Below are 14,900 nucleotides of genomic sequence, written 5' to 3' on the forward strand. Positions count from 1 at the left end.
GCGGCTTAGGCTTCCTCTCATGAGACGCCTCGGCGTGGAATCCTCGGCCATCCGATCGGTCGGCTACGACGACGCGCTCGCCCTTCTGGAGATCGAGTTCACGAGCGGCGACGTCTACCGGTATCACGCGGTGGCACCGTCGGTGCACCGCGCGCTGATGGATGCCGAGAGCAAGGGCCGCTTCTTCGTGGCGCACATCCGCGACGTCTATCCGACCGCACGAGTGCTCTGACCCGTGATTCTCACTCCGGTGGGCGCTCGTCGTCCTCCGGCACTTCGAGGGACTGGTCGTGAACGTCGGCGGGGTCGGCATCGGCCCTGGAACCGTCCGGCGGGTCGCTCTGCGCGGTCTGCTCCGGGTCGAACCCGTCCTCGAGCGCCGATCGCTGCTGCTCCTGCAGATCGGCATCGGTCGCATCGGCGGACGCGCGCGACTCAGGCGTGCTCATCGTGTTCTCCTCCCGTGTCGATCAGGCGTCCTCGGGCGAGAGATCGCCTTCTCCCTCATCGCCCATATCGGCGATGACAGGATCCTCGCCCTGCGACTCCGGCTGCGAGGCGGACCCGTGCAGGTCTTCGGCCGGGATCTCGTCGTCAGCCGCGGGGATCTCATCCGGGTCGCGACCGGTCGCGGTGGTCGCAGTGAGGTCTTCTTCGGTCGCGCCCTCATCGAGTGCTGCGCTGCGGTCCCATTCGACCTGCGCAGGGTCGTCGATCGGGTCGGCAGGCGCCGTCGCATCGCGATCGCGCAACGGCTGCATGTCGTCCGGGTCCTCGGTGGATCCGATGCCAGGTGTCGATGTCATGTCTCCTCCTTCGCGTGGGAGCGAGCGATGCGTCGATCCCGCTGCGGTCAGTCTTCCCGATCCGACGCGAGGCGTTCAGGGGGTTGCTGATGCGGTGGCCGAGGGCTACAGTCCGCGGCGTCGTACGATGACCAGATGGGCAGCGACGAGCGCACGATCCGGACTCTCGGCGTCATCGGAGCCGGTCGACTGGGCGCGGTGCTCGCCCGCCTCGCGGCCTCCGCCGGCTATCGGGTCATCGTCGCGGGTTCCGGAGCGCCGACCCTCATCGCTCCCGCCATGCGTTCCATCGGCGCGACGGCGGGGACCGTCGCGATGGTCGCCGCCGAAGCGGATGCCGTCGTTCTGGCGCTGCCGCTGGGGCAGTACCGGATGCTGCCGGCCGAACTGCTGGACGACACCCTGGTGATCGACGCCATGAACTACTGGTGGGCGTCCGACGGCATCCGCGACGACCTGAGCGACCCGCGTACCTCGACGAGCGAGCTCGTGCAGGCGCATCTCATCGGCGCGCACGTCGTCAAGGCGCTGAGCCACATGGGTTATCAGGATCTCGAGGACGAGGCCCGACCGGCCGGGAGCCCCGAACGCAAGGCCATCGCGATCGCAGGCGATGACGCAGCGCAGGTCTCGATCGTCGCCGACCTCGTGGACGACCTCGGTTTCGACCCGGTCATCGCCGGGCCGCTCGCCGCGGGGATCATGCTGGAGCCGGGTGCCGAGGCTTTCGGCGCCGACGTCGAAGCTGCGCAGCTGCGCGAGATGCTCGAGCGGTTCCCGACCTCGCAACGGGGAATAGTCGTGGCACGGGCGCGTGGCGAGCTGCCCGGACAGAAGTGACCACACCCCGGCTCTCTATGGCAGCTTGGAACGCGCTTCTCGACGCACGGGCGCCGGTAGACGATCCCCCATCCTGTCGAGGAATGCACGCACCAGGTCCGGTGCAACCGCACCCGCGTGTTTGAGCGCTATTCCGACGGGCTTGCTGACGATCGGATCCGTGTCCGCGGCGAGTTGCTCTGCAAGACGAAGCAGGTCGGCTATCCCTTCCGGATGTGCGGGGCGCGTGTACGCAAGCGGCGCAGTCATCGCAGTTCTCCGCCGTAGGGGGTCCTTCGAGGCAGCGAGACTGAACAGCGGTTCCCGCGACCTGGCGCGGAGGAAAGAACCGACGACGCGCGGGGCAGCCCGATCCACCATGTCCCAGGAGTCGATCGCATCGTGTCGCTCCAGATACAGGTCGTAGCGTTCCTCGCGCTCAGCGTGCGAGATCCGAGGGCGACGCACCTGAAAGTCCATGACGCAGAACGCCGCCAATCTCGGTTCGTACGGTTCCTCATCCAGCAGACGCGCCACCTCCTGGATCGGCATCTCGATGTGGCGTTTGGAGATCTCGAACAACGTCCCCATTCGGACTCCGAGCAGCGCGGCATCTCCTCGATAGTGCCGGTTCGGATTGGCCTTCGGATCCGCGACGAGATGCAGATCGCGCAGGAGAGAACTCGCGGTGGAGATCATGACGTCAAGGTACTAGGACGGGAGCTGGGTCCTGGGGATGTGCGAGATCGGCGGCACATTGATGCCGAGGATGCGCGCGCGCCCTGGCCAGTCGGACTCCCCCGCGTACGGGAACTCGAGTTCGAGAAGCGCCGAGTTGTCGAGCGCCGGGAAGATGTCGCGATACCAGTCGGGGTCGAGTCCGATCAGCGCGCAGAGCATGAGCCGCATCAGCGTCGCATGTCCGACGATGAGCACCCGGCCGTCAGGGAACTCGGCGGCGAGCTCGTCGAGCACCGGCATGGCGCGCGCGATGCCGTCGCGTCCGGATTCACCGCCCGGAAGCGGATGCTGCGCCGGGTGCCGTTCGAATCCGGCCCAATCCTCGGGGAAGGCCGTCGCGAGTTCCGCCGGCGACATCCCCTCGCCCCGGCCGAAATCGATCTCCACGAGACGCGGATCGATGCGGAGCGGCAGTCCGGCGGACTCCGCTGCGGGCTCGGCCGTCAATCGAGCCCTGCTCAGCGGAGAGGCGACGATCGCGCCGAGCTCTGCCGTGCCCGCCCATGCGGCGAGTCCCGCAGCCTGCGAGATCGCATCCGGCACGAGTGCGACGTCCGACGATCCCGCATAGCGATGCTCTGCGTGCCACTCGGTCTCGCCGTGTCTGGCGAAGTACAGCGTCGTCATGAGTGCTCCGATCGGTTCCTCCGATCGTAGGTGCAAGTCCCTGCCGAATTCTGAACACGCATGCGCGCAGCGGCCGGGCTATTCTGGGCCCACGCAGTCCGATCAAGGAGCACCCACGTGTCCGATTCCCTGCACGATCTCCTCAGCCGCCACGTCGACGCCGGCACGATGCCGGGAGCGGTCGGCACGATCGGAGAGGGGTGCGAGCCGGTCGCTGTCGGCCTCACGGCCCCGGGCGGCCCGCCTCTCGGTGCGGACGCGATCTTCCGCATCCAATCGATGACGAAGGCGATCACCGCGGTCGCCGCCCTGCGTCTGGTGCAGGACGGAGTGATCGCCCTTGACGACCCGATCGCCACCTGGATCCCCGAGCTGGCCGAGCCGCGCGTCCTCCCCCGTCCGGATGCTCCCCTTGACGAGTCGAGGCCGGCGCGGCGCCCGATCACCGTGCGCCACCTGCTCACCAATCAGTCGGGCTACGGCATGATGACCTCCGACGCACCGCTGCGACAGGCGATGATCGACGCAGGTGTCGAAGCCGGCGCCGAGCCGGTGGATCGCGGCGCGCAGGAGTGGCTCGAGACGCTCGCCGCACTCCCGCTCGCCTTCGAGCCGGGCGAAGCGTGGCGCTATCACCATTCGTTCGGCATTCTCGGCATCCTGCTGGGCCGCGTCACCGATCGAATCACTCAAGAAGTGCTGGATGCGACAGTCTTCACGCCCGTCGGGATGTCGGACACCGGGTTCATTGTGCCCGCGGACCAGGCGCACCGTCTGCCTCCGGCGTTCCGGCACGGCGCGCAGGGCTATGAGCAGTCGGAACCGGGTGGTGCGGGTTTCTACGTCGCTCCGGCGCCGTTCGATGTGAGCCACTCGGAACTCGTCTCGACCCTCGTCGACTACCACGCGTTCCTTCGCGCCCTGATCGACGGACGGCTGATCGACACCGACCTGCGCGACGCCCTGCGCACCGATCAGGTCGATGCGAGCGCGAAGCAGCCGGACAGCTTCTTCCCCGGGTTCTGGGATAACACCGGCTGGGGGTACGGAGTCTCGGTCGTCACGGGCGGTCCGCACCGTGGCCGTTTCGGATGGTCGGGCGGTCTCGGCACCGACTTCTTCGTGGACCCGGACGGCACGATCTGCATCGTCATGACCCAGGTCGAGATGGACGACAGGGTGTTCGGAATGATCGCCGAGCTGCAGGGAGTTCGCGAAGGCTAAGCGCTCTGCTCGGCTGCCACCGCGTCTGCGGTCAGCTGATCAGCGTCACGGTTGCGGTGCGGACGCCCACCTCGGATGAGCAGCCACAACAGGAGCGCGACCTCCCCGACGAAGGTGACGCTGCCGACCTCCATACCGACATCCGGCGCTACGGCGACGATGACGGCATCCACCAAGTAGCCGAGTCCTGCGATCAGCACCAGTACGGACAGCCACCGACCGACGACCTCCGAGCGCCAGATGAGTGCGCTGAGTGCGATGAGATGCGCGGCGAACAGGAGCAGTCCGGCATCCCAGATGCGTTCGAATGCGTCGACATCTGCTCTGCCGAGTAGATTCGCGCCCGCGACGGCGAACACGGCCGCATAGGCGATGCGGAGCCCGGCGGTGATGTGCCCCAGCGTCTGGGCGCGTCCGGAGAAGACCGGGAGAAGAGCGAAAGCCACGATGACGTCGAGGATCGCGACGACGAGTACGACGAGTGCCGCCACGCCGGTGAGACCGGCCGGAATCGCCACGAAGACGGCGATCGGTGCGATCACCGCCATGAGAGCGAGGCAGATACCGGCGACGAGGGCGGCGGAACGAGCAGATGACCTGGACATACGACCTCCATGTAAAAGATTCTTGACATGTCCAATGTACAGAATTCTTTACATTCCGCAAGCCTCTCCTCAAACGGATGCGATGACTTCTCCTGGACGGCAATGACTGGTGTCATGCCTTCCAGTGACAGCCCGGCACTTCACGGAGAGCGGCGGGCAGAGTGGGATAGGAGCATGACAACTCAATCCGCGCGCATCGAGCAGCCCGCACCCGCTCCCTTCTGGCGCCGCCCCTTCCGGATCATCCGCGACAACCGGCGCGCCTATCTCGTGATCAATCTCGCCGCGTACGGCCTCGCCCTCATCGGGTTCGCGATCGGACTGGTCTTCCCTGAACTCAATGCAGCACAGGCCGCGGGCCTCGAAGAGGACGGCACCGGCGAACTGGTTCGCTGGCTGGTGAACATCCCACCCCTGTTCGCACTTACGATCCTGGGCGTGAACGTCTTCCGGCTCAGCCTGCTGACGATCGTGCTGCCGTCGCTCATCGTGCCGTTCGCCGGTCTCGCGTTCTTCGGATACTGGGCGGTCGAGACCGGCATCACACTGGTCCCGGCATCCGCCCAGGGGTGGGTGGCGCTCATCCCCCACTCCTTGACGTTCATCATCGAGCTCCAGGCATACATACTGCTGCTGCTCGGCGCATACCTGCTGGGCAAGTACTGGCTGTTCCCGCGCAGCATCGGAGCGAAGAACCGCCGTCAGGGATACGTCCGCGGCCTGCAGCGCATCGGACTTCTCGCACTACCCGCAGTCGCACTGCTCATCATCGGCGCCGCCTGGGAGGCGTACTCGCTGCGCTACTTCGTCCATCCCCTCAGCCAGCTGCTTCTGTGAATGGTTACGCCTTGACTTATATAAGCTGTCGCGTAATCATTGAGCCATGCACGCGTTCGACGTCCTGAGTGATCCCGTTCGGAGGCGGATTCTCGAGTTGCTGGTAGACGGAGAAGAGCCCGCCGGCAGCATCTCCATGGTCATCGAAGAGGAGTTCGGCATCTCCCAGCCGGCGGTCTCGCAGCATCTGCGGGTTCTGCGAGAGCACGGATTCGCGACCGTGCGTCCCGCGGGCGCCAGACGGCTGTACGCAGTGGATCCGCAGGGACTCCAGCAGGCGAGCGAATGGCTCAGTCCGTTCGAGCGCTTCTGGCGCGGTCCGCTCGCCGCACTGGGCACTGAACTGGCCCGCGGACGGCGAACGCACAGATCCGTTTCACCACCTGACGATGAGGAGTGACCATGGTTGACATCCACGAACAGATCAATTCCGTGACGCGCGCGCTGCGCACCGAGGAGGTCGACGGAACGCCTTCACGGGTCCAGACGATCACCCAGGACTATCCGACCGGCATCGACGATGTGTGGGATGCCGCGACGAACGCCGAACGCATCGCACGGTGGTTCCTGCCGGTGACGGGCGATCTCCGCGTCGGCGGTCGCTATCAGCTGACCGGGAACGCGAGCGGCGAGGTCCTCTCCTGCACGCCGCCGACTGACGGCGGTGCGGAGTACCACGCGACCTGGGAGTTCGGCGGCGGCATCTCGTGGATTCGGGTGCGACTGACGGCCCTGGATCCCGCGCACACGCGTTTCGAGCTCGAGCACACCGCACGTGTCGCGGACGTGCCGGCCGAGATGTGGGACACGTTCGGCCCTGGCGCCACCGGCGTGGGCTGGGATCAGAGCCTGTTGGGCCTCGCGCTGCACCTCGGCGCGCAGGACGGCCGGGTTTCTCCGGAAGACGCCGAGCAGTGGGCGTTGTCCGACGAAGGCCGGGCGTTCACCCGTGCGGCGTCTGATCGCTGGGCAGACGCGAATGTCGCGGCGGGAGAAGACCGTGGCACGGCGGCCCGCATGGCAGACGCGACCTACGGGTTCTACACAGGGCAGACGCCTGCCTCGTAGCCTGGCCCCTGATCTCTATCCACGACGGGATATGCGTGAAACGGCTCGGTCGCTTCTCCCAGGGCGCGGCGACGAGTAACTTATGACCGTGTCGACAGATTCGAGGAGCGAGCGGGCCTCCTCCGCGCTTCCGGCGACGCTGGACGCTGCTCTCCGCGACATCGATTGGACGGTTCCACCGCCCGGGTCAGATGTCTCCAGGTTCTCCGCACCCAGCGGTGAACTGGCGGTGCTCTCGTTGGGCGATCCGGGACATCCGCGCGTCGTGCTGGTGCCCGGCGCGACAGGCTCCAAAGAGGATTTTGCACTGATGCTGCCGATCCTCGCGCACGCCGGCTACTTCGTGCAGTCGTTCGACCTGGCTGGTCAATACCAGTCCCACACTGCGGGCGCGGACTCGACGTACACCTATCAGCTCTTCGTCGACGACCTCATCGCCTTCCTCGAATCAGGCGGGCCGGCGCACCTTCTCGGCTATTCTTTCGCCGGAACGATCGCTCAACTCGCGGCGGTGCACCGGCCGGACCTCCTCCGCTCCCTCGCGCTCCTGACCACGCCGCCGGGCGTCGGCAACGTCTTCACGAGCATGCGCTGGCTAGGCCCTCTCGCACCGATCACGAATGCACGTCGCGCTGCCGCTCTCATGATCTGGGGCATCATGACGAACAAGAACCGCGTGCCGCCCCGACGGCTCGCGTTCGTACGGTCGCGTTTCGCCCTCACGAGCCGACGCAGCGTGGAGGAGATCGTCGGGTTGATGATGGTCTCCCCCGACCTCCGTAGCCGCCTGCGGAATCTGCCGCTGCCGAAGCTCGTCGCCGCCGGCTCGCGCGACCTGTGGCCTCTGTCGGCGCACGAGCGGTTCGCCCAGGACATCGGGGCGGAGTTGCGGACCTACACGACAGGGCACAGCCCGAGCGAGACCACTCCGCATCAACTCAGTGCCGACCTGCTCGATCTGTACGCCAGAGCACCCGCTGATTCATCGCCCTGATGCCGACGTGTCACGAGCACGGCGACGAGCCCGACGACGACGGTGAGGCGCCTCCTGCGGCATGTGGAGCTTCACGGTGGGAAGCACGAAACTGAGCCGTCGCCGCAGGGAGGACCAATCCCGGAACGGGCGCGCCGATACTTCGACGACGATGTCGCGGTCGTGCAGCACGGTCATGTCGGGACGCACGTGAAACGAGAGGTCGAAGTCGTCGTGGATGTTCGGCTCGTCGCGATGCACTTCGTGGCTCAGCATTCGCCACGCGTTGGCGCGCATCGCCATGTTCGAGCCGAACAACGGCGCGTGTCCGAGGAACGGTGTGAGCGCGGCGTACATGCCTCCGATGTAGAGGCGCTCGCCCACCCAGTGCACCCAGCGGGTCGAGCCGTAGAAGCGCGGATCTCCCGTGAGGAAGTCCAGGTCGGGGTGTTGAGTGAATCGATGCACGATCCTCTCGATCCAGTCCGGCCCCGGACGCGAGTCGGCGTCCAGTCGAGCGATGATGTCCCCCGACGTCGCGTCATACCCCGTCGATGCGGCTTGCGGTATTCCCGGAACAGGTTCGGGTACGACGCGTGCGCCGTACCGTTGTGCGACCGACACCGTGTCATCGCTGCTGCCGTTGTCGACGACGACGATCTCGTCGGCTCGGTGCGTCTGCTCCTCAAGCGCATGCAGGCACCCGTCGAGCAATCGCGCGTCGTTGCGCACCGGGATCACTACAGACACGGAAAGGAGATGGACCGTCATGGTCTTCCTATTGTGCGTGTCCGACTGTCGCAGCGGGCGATTGTGAGGCGCGCGCCTCGCTCGTGAGCACGACGGCGACCCCGGCACCGCACAGCGCGAATCCGAGCAGGGTGACGATCGTGAGCGGCTCGCCGAGAAGGATCGCCCCTGCCGCCGCGGTCGTCGGCGCCACCAGGAAGAGCAGCGCGTTCAGCGCTGTGATGCCGACCCGACGCAGCAACCACCAGTAGAGTCCGTACGCCACGAGCGCCGGGAAGAGTGCAGCGAAAGCAGAGGCGAGCCAGAACGAGGCGGATGCCGGTGGCATGAGAGCGCCGAACAGCGCGGCGACCGGCACGAGCACGACAGCGGTCACGGTCACGTGAATGGTGAGCGTGACAAGGGTTCCCGTTCGCGGTTCGGATCGCCGCTGGAGAAAGGTGCCGACGATCAGGCACACCATCGCCAGCACCGGCCATAGATAGGCGGCAGGGTGCGCCGTGGAGTCGTCGAGCTGCGAGCGCACGACCAGCAGGACGCCGGCCGCGCCGATGAGGAGACCCGCCCATTGCGTCCCTCGGACTCGCAGACCCAGCAGCGGGCCGACGAGCATCGCGACCACGAGCGGCTGCACGGCATCGATCAGTGCCGTCGTACCCGTGGCGACGCCCTCGGCGACAGCGGCGTACACCGCGGTGCAGTAGCCGAACTGTGCGAAGAGGCCGATGAGCGATTGACGCCGCACATCCACCCGCGTCACTCCTCTCGCTGCGCCGGTGAATGCGACGACCGCCAGTAGCACGATGGCGAGCGGCACGAAGCGCCACACGAGCAGGGTCAGTGGCGAGACATCGACCGCGGCGATCGCCGGCACGAGAAAGCCCGAACTCCAGCTCAGGATGAAACCCGCTCCCGCCATCACGGTCACTCCGACGCGGACTATACCGACCTGTTTACTCATTTCTCCGACTATACAGGTTGGTATACTCAATGTCATGGCAGTTCTCATTCCCGACCTCGCCCCGCTCACCCCGGGTGCAACTCGCGTGCTCGACGCCGCGTCACGGCTCTTCTACGAGCACGGCATCCACGCGATCGGCGTCGACACCATCGCCGAAGCAGCCGGCGTCACGAAGAAGACGCTGTACGACCGTTTCGGATCGAAGGAGTCGCTGGTCGTCGCGTACCTGCAGCATCGGGATGCGAGATGGCGCGCGCATGTCGCCACGCACCTCGCACGCGTGCCTGAGCCGGGGGCGGCACGGATCCTCGCCGTGTTCGACGCGGCGATCAGCTGGTCTGACGAGAACAGCCCGAAGGGATGCAGCGCGATCAACGCCCGCGCCGAGATCGGCGACGGTCACGACGGCCACCCCGTCTTTCCCGAGGTCGCTCGGCAGAAGGCCTGGCTCTACGAGCTCTTCACCGAACTGTGCCGCGAAGGGGGTATCGCGGACGCCGAATCCACAGCCAGGGCGATGATGCTTCTCTACGAGGGCGCGATCGTCACGGTCGGTATGGAGACGTTCGCCCAGCCGTTCGAGGTGGCACGAGGGCTGGCGGGACGGATGCTGGGCGAAGAGCTCGCCTGACCGCCCCTCCCCTGTGCCCGCGGTGCGGGGTCAGCCGCAGAACGCGGACGCGGAGTCCTTGAGCTGGTCGATGGCTTCGATGGTCTGCGGAGCCTGCAGATCGGTCATGCCGCCGATCTGCTGCGCTCCCGAGCGGATGAGATCGCCGAGTTGGCCGTCGACGTCCGATGCCAGCGTGTCCAGAGTCGCGACGAGATCGTCACGGGCTGCATCGACCTGCTCGGCCGACGCCCCACCCTGATCGAGCAGCGTCTGGTACTGCGCGTACGCGTCATCGATCGTCGTACAGGTGGCCTCGACGTCGACGCCCATGGCGTCACCTGCGACCTGTGCCACTTGGGAGCATCCCGAGACGAGGAGGCCGGCGGCGAGGAGAACGGGAACGATGACGATGCGGCGCATACTGCAGAGGGTAACGGCGCGACCTGGGCGAACCCCTTGCCCATCCGTCCCGTCAGCCCGGACCGTACGGATGGGCGAGGTCATACGCGCGGGAGAGCTTCTGGGGAACGACGATGCGCCACGCGTCGACGACCAGCTCACGCGCCTCGCCCGGTGCCAGCGATCCGAGGTCGGCTCGGACCCAGTTGAAGCGCAGATCCGACTCTGCCGGCATCTGGAACTTGCGCGGATCGCCACCGACGAGAGCAGCCCGCTCCTCTTTCGGGAAGGCGAACTCCATGACGCTCTCGTCGAGGGAGAACGCCACATAGACGAGCTGCCCGACGCGGAACTTCAATCGTCCGCGCACGCGCACCTGGTACGAGCGCTCCAGTTCAGCGCCCAGGGCCAGGACGTCCTCGATCACCGCCATGGTGACGACCATACTCACGCGAGTGCCATGAGGCGGTCGCACTCAACGGCATCCGTCACCTGCCCGTCGACATCACTCCCTCAGGAGCCGCGATTCTCGAAAGCACGGAGGGACAGGTCCGCCAGGCGTCGTGCGGCGCGCACCCGTGCGGGAGAATTCTCCGCGCGCAATCCGGCGTTGGCAGCGAGCACGAGAATCAGATCGTCCAGGGTGACGTCGGGGCGGATGACCCCTGATCGCCTGGCTCGTTGCGCCAGCTCGTCGGCGAGACCGATGCTGCGACGGCGTCGCTCTGCGAAGGCGTCGCTCACGGACTGTCCGGATGTGAACGCATGAGCGAAGCCCCGATCATGCGAGTGCAGGCTCATGAGCTCGGTGACCGCGTACCGGAACCCCTCCCCTGGATCTTCTTGAGCGAGTCCGGTGCGCAGGATCTCCTCGCACGTGGTCAGCTGGTGCTCGAATGCCTCCGTCTGCAGAGCGTCCTTCGTCGGAAAGTGCCGGTAGACCGTCGCCGGACCCACTCCCGCACGTCGGGCGATCTCTCGGATCGGAACGTCGAGTCCTTCCCGCGCGAATGCTTCTCGCGCGATGGCGAGGATCTGCTCACGGTTGTCTCTCGCGTCCGATCGCATTCGGCATCTCACTTCCGTCGTCCCCGCTCTCATTTCGCCTAAGCGGACGGGGTGTTTCGTTACGTTGATCGTATGAGAGCACTGTTGTTTCGCCAATACGGTTCAGCCGATGTCGTGGAGATCGGCGACGTCCCCGAACCCCACGCCACCGCCGGGCGCATCCGGATCGCCGTGAGAGCGTCCGGTCTCGGTACAGGAGAACTGCGGATTCGTGCCGGCGACCTGCAGGACGTGATGCCCATCGCCTTCCCGTTCCGGATGGGCTTCGATGCCGCCGGAGTGGTCGACGAGGTGGGCGACGGCGTCGAGGGGATGGCTGTGGGCGATGAGGTCTTCGGATGGGTGGACCCGGAACAGCGGGGCGCCAACGCCGAGCTCGTGGTGCTGACCGCCTGGGCACGCAAGCCTGCGTCGTGGAGCTGGGAGGAAGCGGGTGGAGCCGCCGGTTCGGTGGAGACAGCCGCGCGCGTGCTCGACATCGTGAACGCTGCGAGTGGAGACACGGTGCTCGTGCATGGAGCCGCGGGCGCGACGGGGTCGGTGATCGTGCAGGTCGCGGTGGCCCTTGGCGCACGTGTCATCGGCACGGCGAGCGAACGCAATCACGAGTTCCTGCGCTCTCTGGGCGCACTGCCCACGACCTACGGGGAAGGGATGATCGAGCAGGTGCGGACTCTCGCTCCAGACGGCGTGGATGCCGTGATCGACTGCGCGGGCGGTGCCCTTCCCGACCTGGTGAAGATCGCCGGAGACGCAGCAAGAGTGATCACGATCGCTGATCCCTCTGCTGCGACTCACGGGGTACGGATGACCAGCGGCGCCACGGACGCCCTGGCCCAGTACGGCCTGGCCCAAGCGGGAAGGCTCGCCGATGAGGGGCGACTGCGCATCCCGGTTGCTGCGGTCTTCCCGTATTCGGATGCTGTCGCCGCTCAGGAGCTCAGCGAGACGCGTCACGCACGCGGCAAGATCGTGCTCATCCCCGACGCTCGACCATAGCGTTCCACGCGGTCTCGAGCGCATCGAGGAAGCCTCCTGCCTCTTGCGCGCCCGAGACCGCGTAGCGACCGTCGAAGACGTAGAACGGCACACCGGTGACGCCGAGTCTGCGGGCCTCGTGCAGATCCGCGTCGACCTGGGCGGAGAATTCCCGCGATCTGATCGCCTCGGACGCCTCGTCCGCATCCAGGCCGACATCGGCCGCGAGTCTGACGAGTGCCTCATGGTCGCTGAGATCCTGTCCCTCGGTGAAGTACGCGCGGAACAGACGGCGCAGCATCTCGTGCTGCAGCCCACGGACTCCGGCGAAATGGTGAAGCTCATGAGCGGGACGCGCATCGACGACCAAGGCCCGGTCGAAACGGTAGTCGAGCCCGTCCTTCCGTCCGCGCGCGGCGACGGGATCGTTCACCCTGGCGGCATCGTCGAGGCTGATGCCCATCTGCTGAGCGATGAACTGATTGAGCGGAACCGGTGCGCCGTCGACCTGAGGGAGGAGCAGGAACGAGCGGTAGCGCACCTCGACCCGATCCCGGTGATCGAACCGCTGGAGCGCCTGTTCGAAGTGCGTGTCACCCAGATAGCAGTGGGGACACACGACGTCTGTCCAGATGTCCACATCGAGACGGTGTTCGACGCCGGGACGGGTAGCCGACTGATTGATCTCCATGCGGCAAAGTTAATGGAACACGGCGTCCGTTTCAGCGATCCGAGACTCGCGATCACGAAGTGAGAGAGCACCGCGAAGCGGTCAGATGTCGACGGTGAGTGTCGGCGAAAGCGAACGGGAGACGCACGGGTAGATCGTCGTCGATTGATCGTCGCCATTGAGTGAGTCGCGGTGCTCCGGATCTCCTTCGAGCACATTCAATGCGCATGAGCCGCAGATGCCGCGAAGACAGGAGCCCTCGACAGGAACTCCAGCACCTTGGAGGGTCTCGAGCATCGAGCGCTTCGCCGGGACCTCCACGGTGACGTCCGATCGCGTGCAGACGACGGTGAACGGGGCGTTCGGCCGATTCTCGCGCTGTCGAGGTTCGAATCGCTCGACGTGGATGCTGCTCCCTTCGGGCAGCAGCCCCGCCAGCCCGGTGAGATCGTCGATGAACGCCTGCGGACCGCAGGCGTAGACCGCGGTGCCTGGTGCGAGCGCGGAGAGAAGGGCGGGCAGATCGAGCCGTCCGGACTCACCGCTGACGTGCGTCGTCACGTTGTCACCGAGCGCAGCGAGTTCGTCCGAGAACGCGATGTCATCGCGGTGGCGGGTCGCATACGTCATCCGCCAGTCCGCGTCCTGCGCCGCGAGATGACGCGCCATCGAGAGGATCGGCGTGATGCCGATGCCTGCAGCGAGGAGGAGGTGCGCGGGTGCATCGGCGAGAGCGAAGAGGTTGCGCGGTGGACGCACCCAGACCCGGCTGCCCACACGCAGAAACCCATGGATGTAGTGCGAGCCGCCGCGCGAGCGCGGTTCGCGGCGGACGGCGATCCGGTAGGACGTGAGGTCGCCAGGATCCCCGCACAGGGAGTACTGACGTTCGTGCCGGGTGAGCAGCTGGAGGTCGACATGCGAGCCCGGTTGCCACGGCGGGAGGATCGATCCGTCCGGGGACTCCAGACGGATGCTGCGGATGGACGGGGTCTCTGTGATGATCTCGCGCACGACGAGTTCCGTCATGCCTGCCCGGGAGCGCATTCAGTACAGGGCCCGGTACGCGCCGGCCATCGCATCGTTGATGTCGTCACCGACTTCGGGCGCGAATCCGGACATGCTCGCCCAGATCTGACCGGAGCTCGGCACTTCGTTCGCGAGATCCTGCAACTCGGGATCCCAGAGTCCGGCGCGCAGCAGCGCGCGTCCGCAGTGCAGATAGACCTGCTCGGTGCGGATGACGATCGCCAGATCGGGGACGGCGTGGTCCTGCTCCAGCATCGCCAACAGCGAGGCGTCGTTCGTGACGGTCGCCGTGCCGTTGATGCGCAGAGTCTCGGTCATGCCCGGGACGAAGCAGAGCAGCCCGACGTGCCCGTTGTCGAGGATGTTGGTCATTGAATCGGCGATCCTGTTGCCAAGCCGGTCGGGGATCACCACCGTGCGCTCATCGAGAGCGCGTACGAAGCCCGGGTAGTCTCCGCGCGGCGAGCAGTCGCAGTTTCCCTCCGAGTCCGCCGTCGACAGGCAGCAGAACGGCGAGTGCGCGAGGAATGCCAGACAGTTGTCGTCGAGGAAATCTGTGATCTTCTGCTTCGTGGGGGCACCCGGCTCGCCGAGGGTCGACCTGAGAGACGGGAGATCGACCCGGGGAAAGTCGGAGATGTCCATATTGCGACCCTATTCGAGCCTTGTGAACCCGTCAGCGTCGCGCAAGCACAGCATCCACGGGCTCGACTGTGCTCCGGGTACATCGAT

Annotated in this window: 22 protein-coding genes; 9 read left to right on the forward strand and 13 right to left on the reverse strand. The window is 66.4% G+C overall.

From position 1 onward, the window contains the following. Positions 1–19: 19 nt before the first annotated feature. A complete protein-coding gene (locus tag ACYVG2_RS15790) occupies positions 20–232 on the forward strand; it encodes a KTSC domain-containing protein (protein WP_460781844.1) in 213 nt (70 codons plus the stop codon). A 10-nt stretch (positions 233–242) separates the two neighbouring features. Here the strand turns inward: ACYVG2_RS15790 and ACYVG2_RS15795 are convergent, their stop codons facing one another. Both ACYVG2_RS15795 and ACYVG2_RS15800 read right to left on the reverse strand, forming a co-directional pair. Further along, positions 243–449 carry a hypothetical protein gene (locus ACYVG2_RS15795; RefSeq protein WP_460781845.1) on the reverse strand — a complete coding sequence of 69 codons (207 nt, stop codon included), beginning with the start codon at positions 447–449 and terminating at the stop codon, positions 243–245. Between the two features lie 21 nt (positions 450–470). Next, positions 471–806: a sugar ABC transporter ATPase gene (locus ACYVG2_RS15800; protein WP_460781846.1), complete on the reverse strand. Its 336-nt coding sequence runs from the start codon at positions 804–806 to the stop codon at positions 471–473. Between the two features lie 135 nt (positions 807–941). Here ACYVG2_RS15800 and ACYVG2_RS15805 point away from each other — a divergent pair, with 135 nt between their 5' ends. Further along, entirely contained in the window at positions 942–1,646 is a 705-nt protein-coding gene (locus tag ACYVG2_RS15805) for an NADPH-dependent F420 reductase (protein WP_460781847.1), read from the forward strand. 15 nt (positions 1,647–1,661) lie between these two features. On the opposite strand, the gene ACYVG2_RS15810 is transcribed toward ACYVG2_RS15805, so the two are convergent. After that, a complete protein-coding gene (locus ACYVG2_RS15810; protein WP_460781848.1) occupies positions 1,662–2,324 on the reverse strand; it encodes a DNA alkylation repair protein in 663 nt (220 codons plus the stop codon). Between the two features lie 12 nt (positions 2,325–2,336). Then, entirely contained in the window at positions 2,337–2,993 is a 657-nt protein-coding gene (locus ACYVG2_RS15815; RefSeq protein ID WP_460781849.1) for a histidine phosphatase family protein, read from the reverse strand. 117 nt (positions 2,994–3,110) lie between these two features. Between ACYVG2_RS15815 and ACYVG2_RS15820 the strand changes: the two genes are divergently transcribed. Next, positions 3,111–4,217, forward strand: coding sequence for a serine hydrolase domain-containing protein (locus ACYVG2_RS15820; RefSeq protein WP_460781850.1), 1,107 nt, complete (start codon positions 3,111–3,113; stop codon positions 4,215–4,217). On the opposite strand, the gene ACYVG2_RS15825 is transcribed toward ACYVG2_RS15820, so the two are convergent. After that, on the reverse strand, positions 4,214–4,822 hold the full coding sequence (locus tag ACYVG2_RS15825; protein ID WP_460781851.1) for a DUF4386 domain-containing protein: 609 nt from the start codon (positions 4,820–4,822) through the stop codon (positions 4,214–4,216). The genes ACYVG2_RS15820 and ACYVG2_RS15825 overlap by 4 nt on opposite strands. A 174-nt stretch (positions 4,823–4,996) precedes the next feature. Here ACYVG2_RS15825 and ACYVG2_RS15830 point away from each other — a divergent pair, with 174 nt between their 5' ends. The 4 genes from ACYVG2_RS15830 (at position 4,997) to ACYVG2_RS15845 (ending at position 7,721) form a co-directional block, all read left to right on the forward strand. Continuing rightward, positions 4,997–5,659 carry a hypothetical protein gene (locus ACYVG2_RS15830; protein WP_460781852.1) on the forward strand — a complete coding sequence of 221 codons (663 nt, stop codon included), beginning with the start codon at positions 4,997–4,999 and terminating at the stop codon, positions 5,657–5,659. Between the two features lie 46 nt (positions 5,660–5,705). Beyond that, positions 5,706–6,059, forward strand: coding sequence for an ArsR/SmtB family transcription factor (locus tag ACYVG2_RS15835; RefSeq protein ID WP_460781853.1), 354 nt, complete (start codon positions 5,706–5,708; stop codon positions 6,057–6,059). Between the two features lie 2 nt (positions 6,060–6,061). Next, positions 6,062–6,727, forward strand: coding sequence for an SRPBCC domain-containing protein (locus ACYVG2_RS15840; protein ID WP_460781854.1), 666 nt, complete (start codon positions 6,062–6,064; stop codon positions 6,725–6,727). Between the two features lie 82 nt (positions 6,728–6,809). Further along, entirely contained in the window at positions 6,810–7,721 is a 912-nt protein-coding gene (locus ACYVG2_RS15845) for an alpha/beta fold hydrolase (RefSeq protein WP_460781855.1), read from the forward strand. On the opposite strand, the gene ACYVG2_RS15850 is transcribed toward ACYVG2_RS15845, so the two are convergent. Both ACYVG2_RS15850 and ACYVG2_RS15855 read right to left on the reverse strand, forming a co-directional pair. Beyond that, entirely contained in the window at positions 7,710–8,471 is a 762-nt protein-coding gene (locus ACYVG2_RS15850; protein WP_460781856.1) for a glycosyltransferase family 2 protein, read from the reverse strand. The two genes, ACYVG2_RS15845 and ACYVG2_RS15850, sit on opposite strands and share 12 nt — an antisense overlap. A gap of 7 nt (positions 8,472–8,478) precedes the next feature. After that, positions 8,479–9,411 (reverse strand): DMT family transporter, encoded by a 933-nt coding sequence (locus tag ACYVG2_RS15855; protein WP_460781857.1) that lies wholly within the window; start codon positions 9,409–9,411, stop codon positions 8,479–8,481. 34 nt (positions 9,412–9,445) lie between these two features. On the opposite strand from ACYVG2_RS15855, the gene ACYVG2_RS15860 reads away from it, so the two are divergent. Next, positions 9,446–10,042: a TetR/AcrR family transcriptional regulator gene (locus ACYVG2_RS15860; RefSeq protein ID WP_460781858.1), complete on the forward strand. Its 597-nt coding sequence runs from the start codon at positions 9,446–9,448 to the stop codon at positions 10,040–10,042. Positions 10,043–10,072: 30 nt separating this feature from the next. Here the strand turns inward: ACYVG2_RS15860 and ACYVG2_RS15865 are convergent, their stop codons facing one another. The 3 genes from ACYVG2_RS15865 to ACYVG2_RS15875 form a co-directional block, all read right to left on the reverse strand. Continuing rightward, positions 10,073–10,444: a hypothetical protein gene (locus tag ACYVG2_RS15865; protein ID WP_460781859.1), complete on the reverse strand. Its 372-nt coding sequence runs from the start codon at positions 10,442–10,444 to the stop codon at positions 10,073–10,075. A gap of 52 nt (positions 10,445–10,496) precedes the next feature. After that, positions 10,497–10,868, reverse strand: coding sequence for an MmcQ/YjbR family DNA-binding protein (locus ACYVG2_RS15870; protein ID WP_460781956.1), 372 nt, complete (start codon positions 10,866–10,868; stop codon positions 10,497–10,499). Positions 10,869–10,936: 68 nt separating this feature from the next. Then, complete coding sequence (locus ACYVG2_RS15875; protein WP_460781860.1) at positions 10,937–11,491, reverse strand: TetR/AcrR family transcriptional regulator; 555 nt, start codon at positions 11,489–11,491, stop codon at positions 10,937–10,939. A gap of 72 nt (positions 11,492–11,563) precedes the next feature. Here ACYVG2_RS15875 and ACYVG2_RS15880 point away from each other — a divergent pair, with 72 nt between their 5' ends. Continuing rightward, positions 11,564–12,490, forward strand: coding sequence for an NADP-dependent oxidoreductase (locus tag ACYVG2_RS15880; RefSeq protein WP_460781861.1), 927 nt, complete (start codon positions 11,564–11,566; stop codon positions 12,488–12,490). On the opposite strand, the gene ACYVG2_RS15885 is transcribed toward ACYVG2_RS15880, so the two are convergent. The 3 genes from ACYVG2_RS15885 to ACYVG2_RS15895 all read right to left on the reverse strand — a co-directional run bounded on the left by ACYVG2_RS15885 (position 12,468) and on the right by ACYVG2_RS15895 (position 14,813). After that, positions 12,468–13,160, reverse strand: coding sequence for a DsbA family oxidoreductase (locus tag ACYVG2_RS15885; RefSeq protein WP_460781862.1), 693 nt, complete (start codon positions 13,158–13,160; stop codon positions 12,468–12,470). The genes ACYVG2_RS15880 and ACYVG2_RS15885 overlap by 23 nt on opposite strands. Before the next feature lie 81 nt (positions 13,161–13,241). Further along, positions 13,242–14,168 (reverse strand): PDR/VanB family oxidoreductase, encoded by a 927-nt coding sequence (locus ACYVG2_RS15890; protein WP_460781863.1) that lies wholly within the window; start codon positions 14,166–14,168, stop codon positions 13,242–13,244. Positions 14,169–14,186: 18 nt separating this feature from the next. Next, positions 14,187–14,813, reverse strand: coding sequence for an MSMEG_1061 family FMN-dependent PPOX-type flavoprotein (locus tag ACYVG2_RS15895; RefSeq protein ID WP_460781864.1), 627 nt, complete (start codon positions 14,811–14,813; stop codon positions 14,187–14,189). Positions 14,814–14,900: the final 87 nt, after the last annotated feature.

It is taken from the genome of Microbacterium shaanxiense (genome assembly GCF_054779995.1).

Bases quoted from the DNA above. Each gene is read 5' to 3' on its own strand.
- ACYVG2_RS15890 (WP_460781863.1), bottom strand. From the start codon at position 14,168: ATGACGGAACTCGTCGTGCGCGAGATCATCACAGAGACCCCGTCCATC.
- ACYVG2_RS15835 (WP_460781853.1), top strand. From the start codon at position 5,706: ATGCACGCGTTCGACGTCCTGAGTGATCCCGTTCGGAGGCGGATTCTC.
- ACYVG2_RS15865 (WP_460781859.1), bottom strand. From the start codon at position 10,444: ATGCGCCGCATCGTCATCGTTCCCGTTCTCCTCGCCGCCGGCCTCCTC.
- ACYVG2_RS15880 (WP_460781861.1), top strand. From the start codon at position 11,564: ATGAGAGCACTGTTGTTTCGCCAATACGGTTCAGCCGATGTCGTGGAG.
- ACYVG2_RS15790 (WP_460781844.1), top strand. From the start codon at position 20: ATGAGACGCCTCGGCGTGGAATCCTCGGCCATCCGATCGGTCGGCTAC.
- ACYVG2_RS15815 (WP_460781849.1), bottom strand. From the start codon at position 2,993: ATGACGACGCTGTACTTCGCCAGACACGGCGAGACCGAGTGGCACGCA.
- ACYVG2_RS15860 (WP_460781858.1), top strand. From the start codon at position 9,446: ATGGCAGTTCTCATTCCCGACCTCGCCCCGCTCACCCCGGGTGCAACT.
- ACYVG2_RS15830 (WP_460781852.1), top strand. From the start codon at position 4,997: ATGACAACTCAATCCGCGCGCATCGAGCAGCCCGCACCCGCTCCCTTC.
- ACYVG2_RS15870 (WP_460781956.1), bottom strand. From the start codon at position 10,868: ATGGTCGTCACCATGGCGGTGATCGAGGACGTCCTGGCCCTGGGCGCT.
- ACYVG2_RS15845 (WP_460781855.1), top strand. From the start codon at position 6,810: ATGACCGTGTCGACAGATTCGAGGAGCGAGCGGGCCTCCTCCGCGCTT.
- ACYVG2_RS15800 (WP_460781846.1), bottom strand. From the start codon at position 806: ATGACATCGACACCTGGCATCGGATCCACCGAGGACCCGGACGACATG.
- ACYVG2_RS15855 (WP_460781857.1), bottom strand. From the start codon at position 9,411: ATGAGTAAACAGGTCGGTATAGTCCGCGTCGGAGTGACCGTGATGGCG.
- ACYVG2_RS15850 (WP_460781856.1), bottom strand. From the start codon at position 8,471: ATGACGGTCCATCTCCTTTCCGTGTCTGTAGTGATCCCGGTGCGCAAC.
- ACYVG2_RS15825 (WP_460781851.1), bottom strand. From the start codon at position 4,822: ATGTCCAGGTCATCTGCTCGTTCCGCCGCCCTCGTCGCCGGTATCTGC.
- ACYVG2_RS15895 (WP_460781864.1), bottom strand. From the start codon at position 14,813: ATGGACATCTCCGACTTTCCCCGGGTCGATCTCCCGTCTCTCAGGTCG.
- ACYVG2_RS15795 (WP_460781845.1), bottom strand. From the start codon at position 449: ATGAGCACGCCTGAGTCGCGCGCGTCCGCCGATGCGACCGATGCCGAT.
- ACYVG2_RS15810 (WP_460781848.1), bottom strand. From the start codon at position 2,324: ATGATCTCCACCGCGAGTTCTCTCCTGCGCGATCTGCATCTCGTCGCG.
- ACYVG2_RS15885 (WP_460781862.1), bottom strand. From the start codon at position 13,160: ATGGAGATCAATCAGTCGGCTACCCGTCCCGGCGTCGAACACCGTCTC.
- ACYVG2_RS15840 (WP_460781854.1), top strand. From the start codon at position 6,062: ATGGTTGACATCCACGAACAGATCAATTCCGTGACGCGCGCGCTGCGC.
- ACYVG2_RS15875 (WP_460781860.1), bottom strand. From the start codon at position 11,491: ATGCGATCGGACGCGAGAGACAACCGTGAGCAGATCCTCGCCATCGCG.
- ACYVG2_RS15805 (WP_460781847.1), top strand. From the start codon at position 942: ATGGGCAGCGACGAGCGCACGATCCGGACTCTCGGCGTCATCGGAGCC.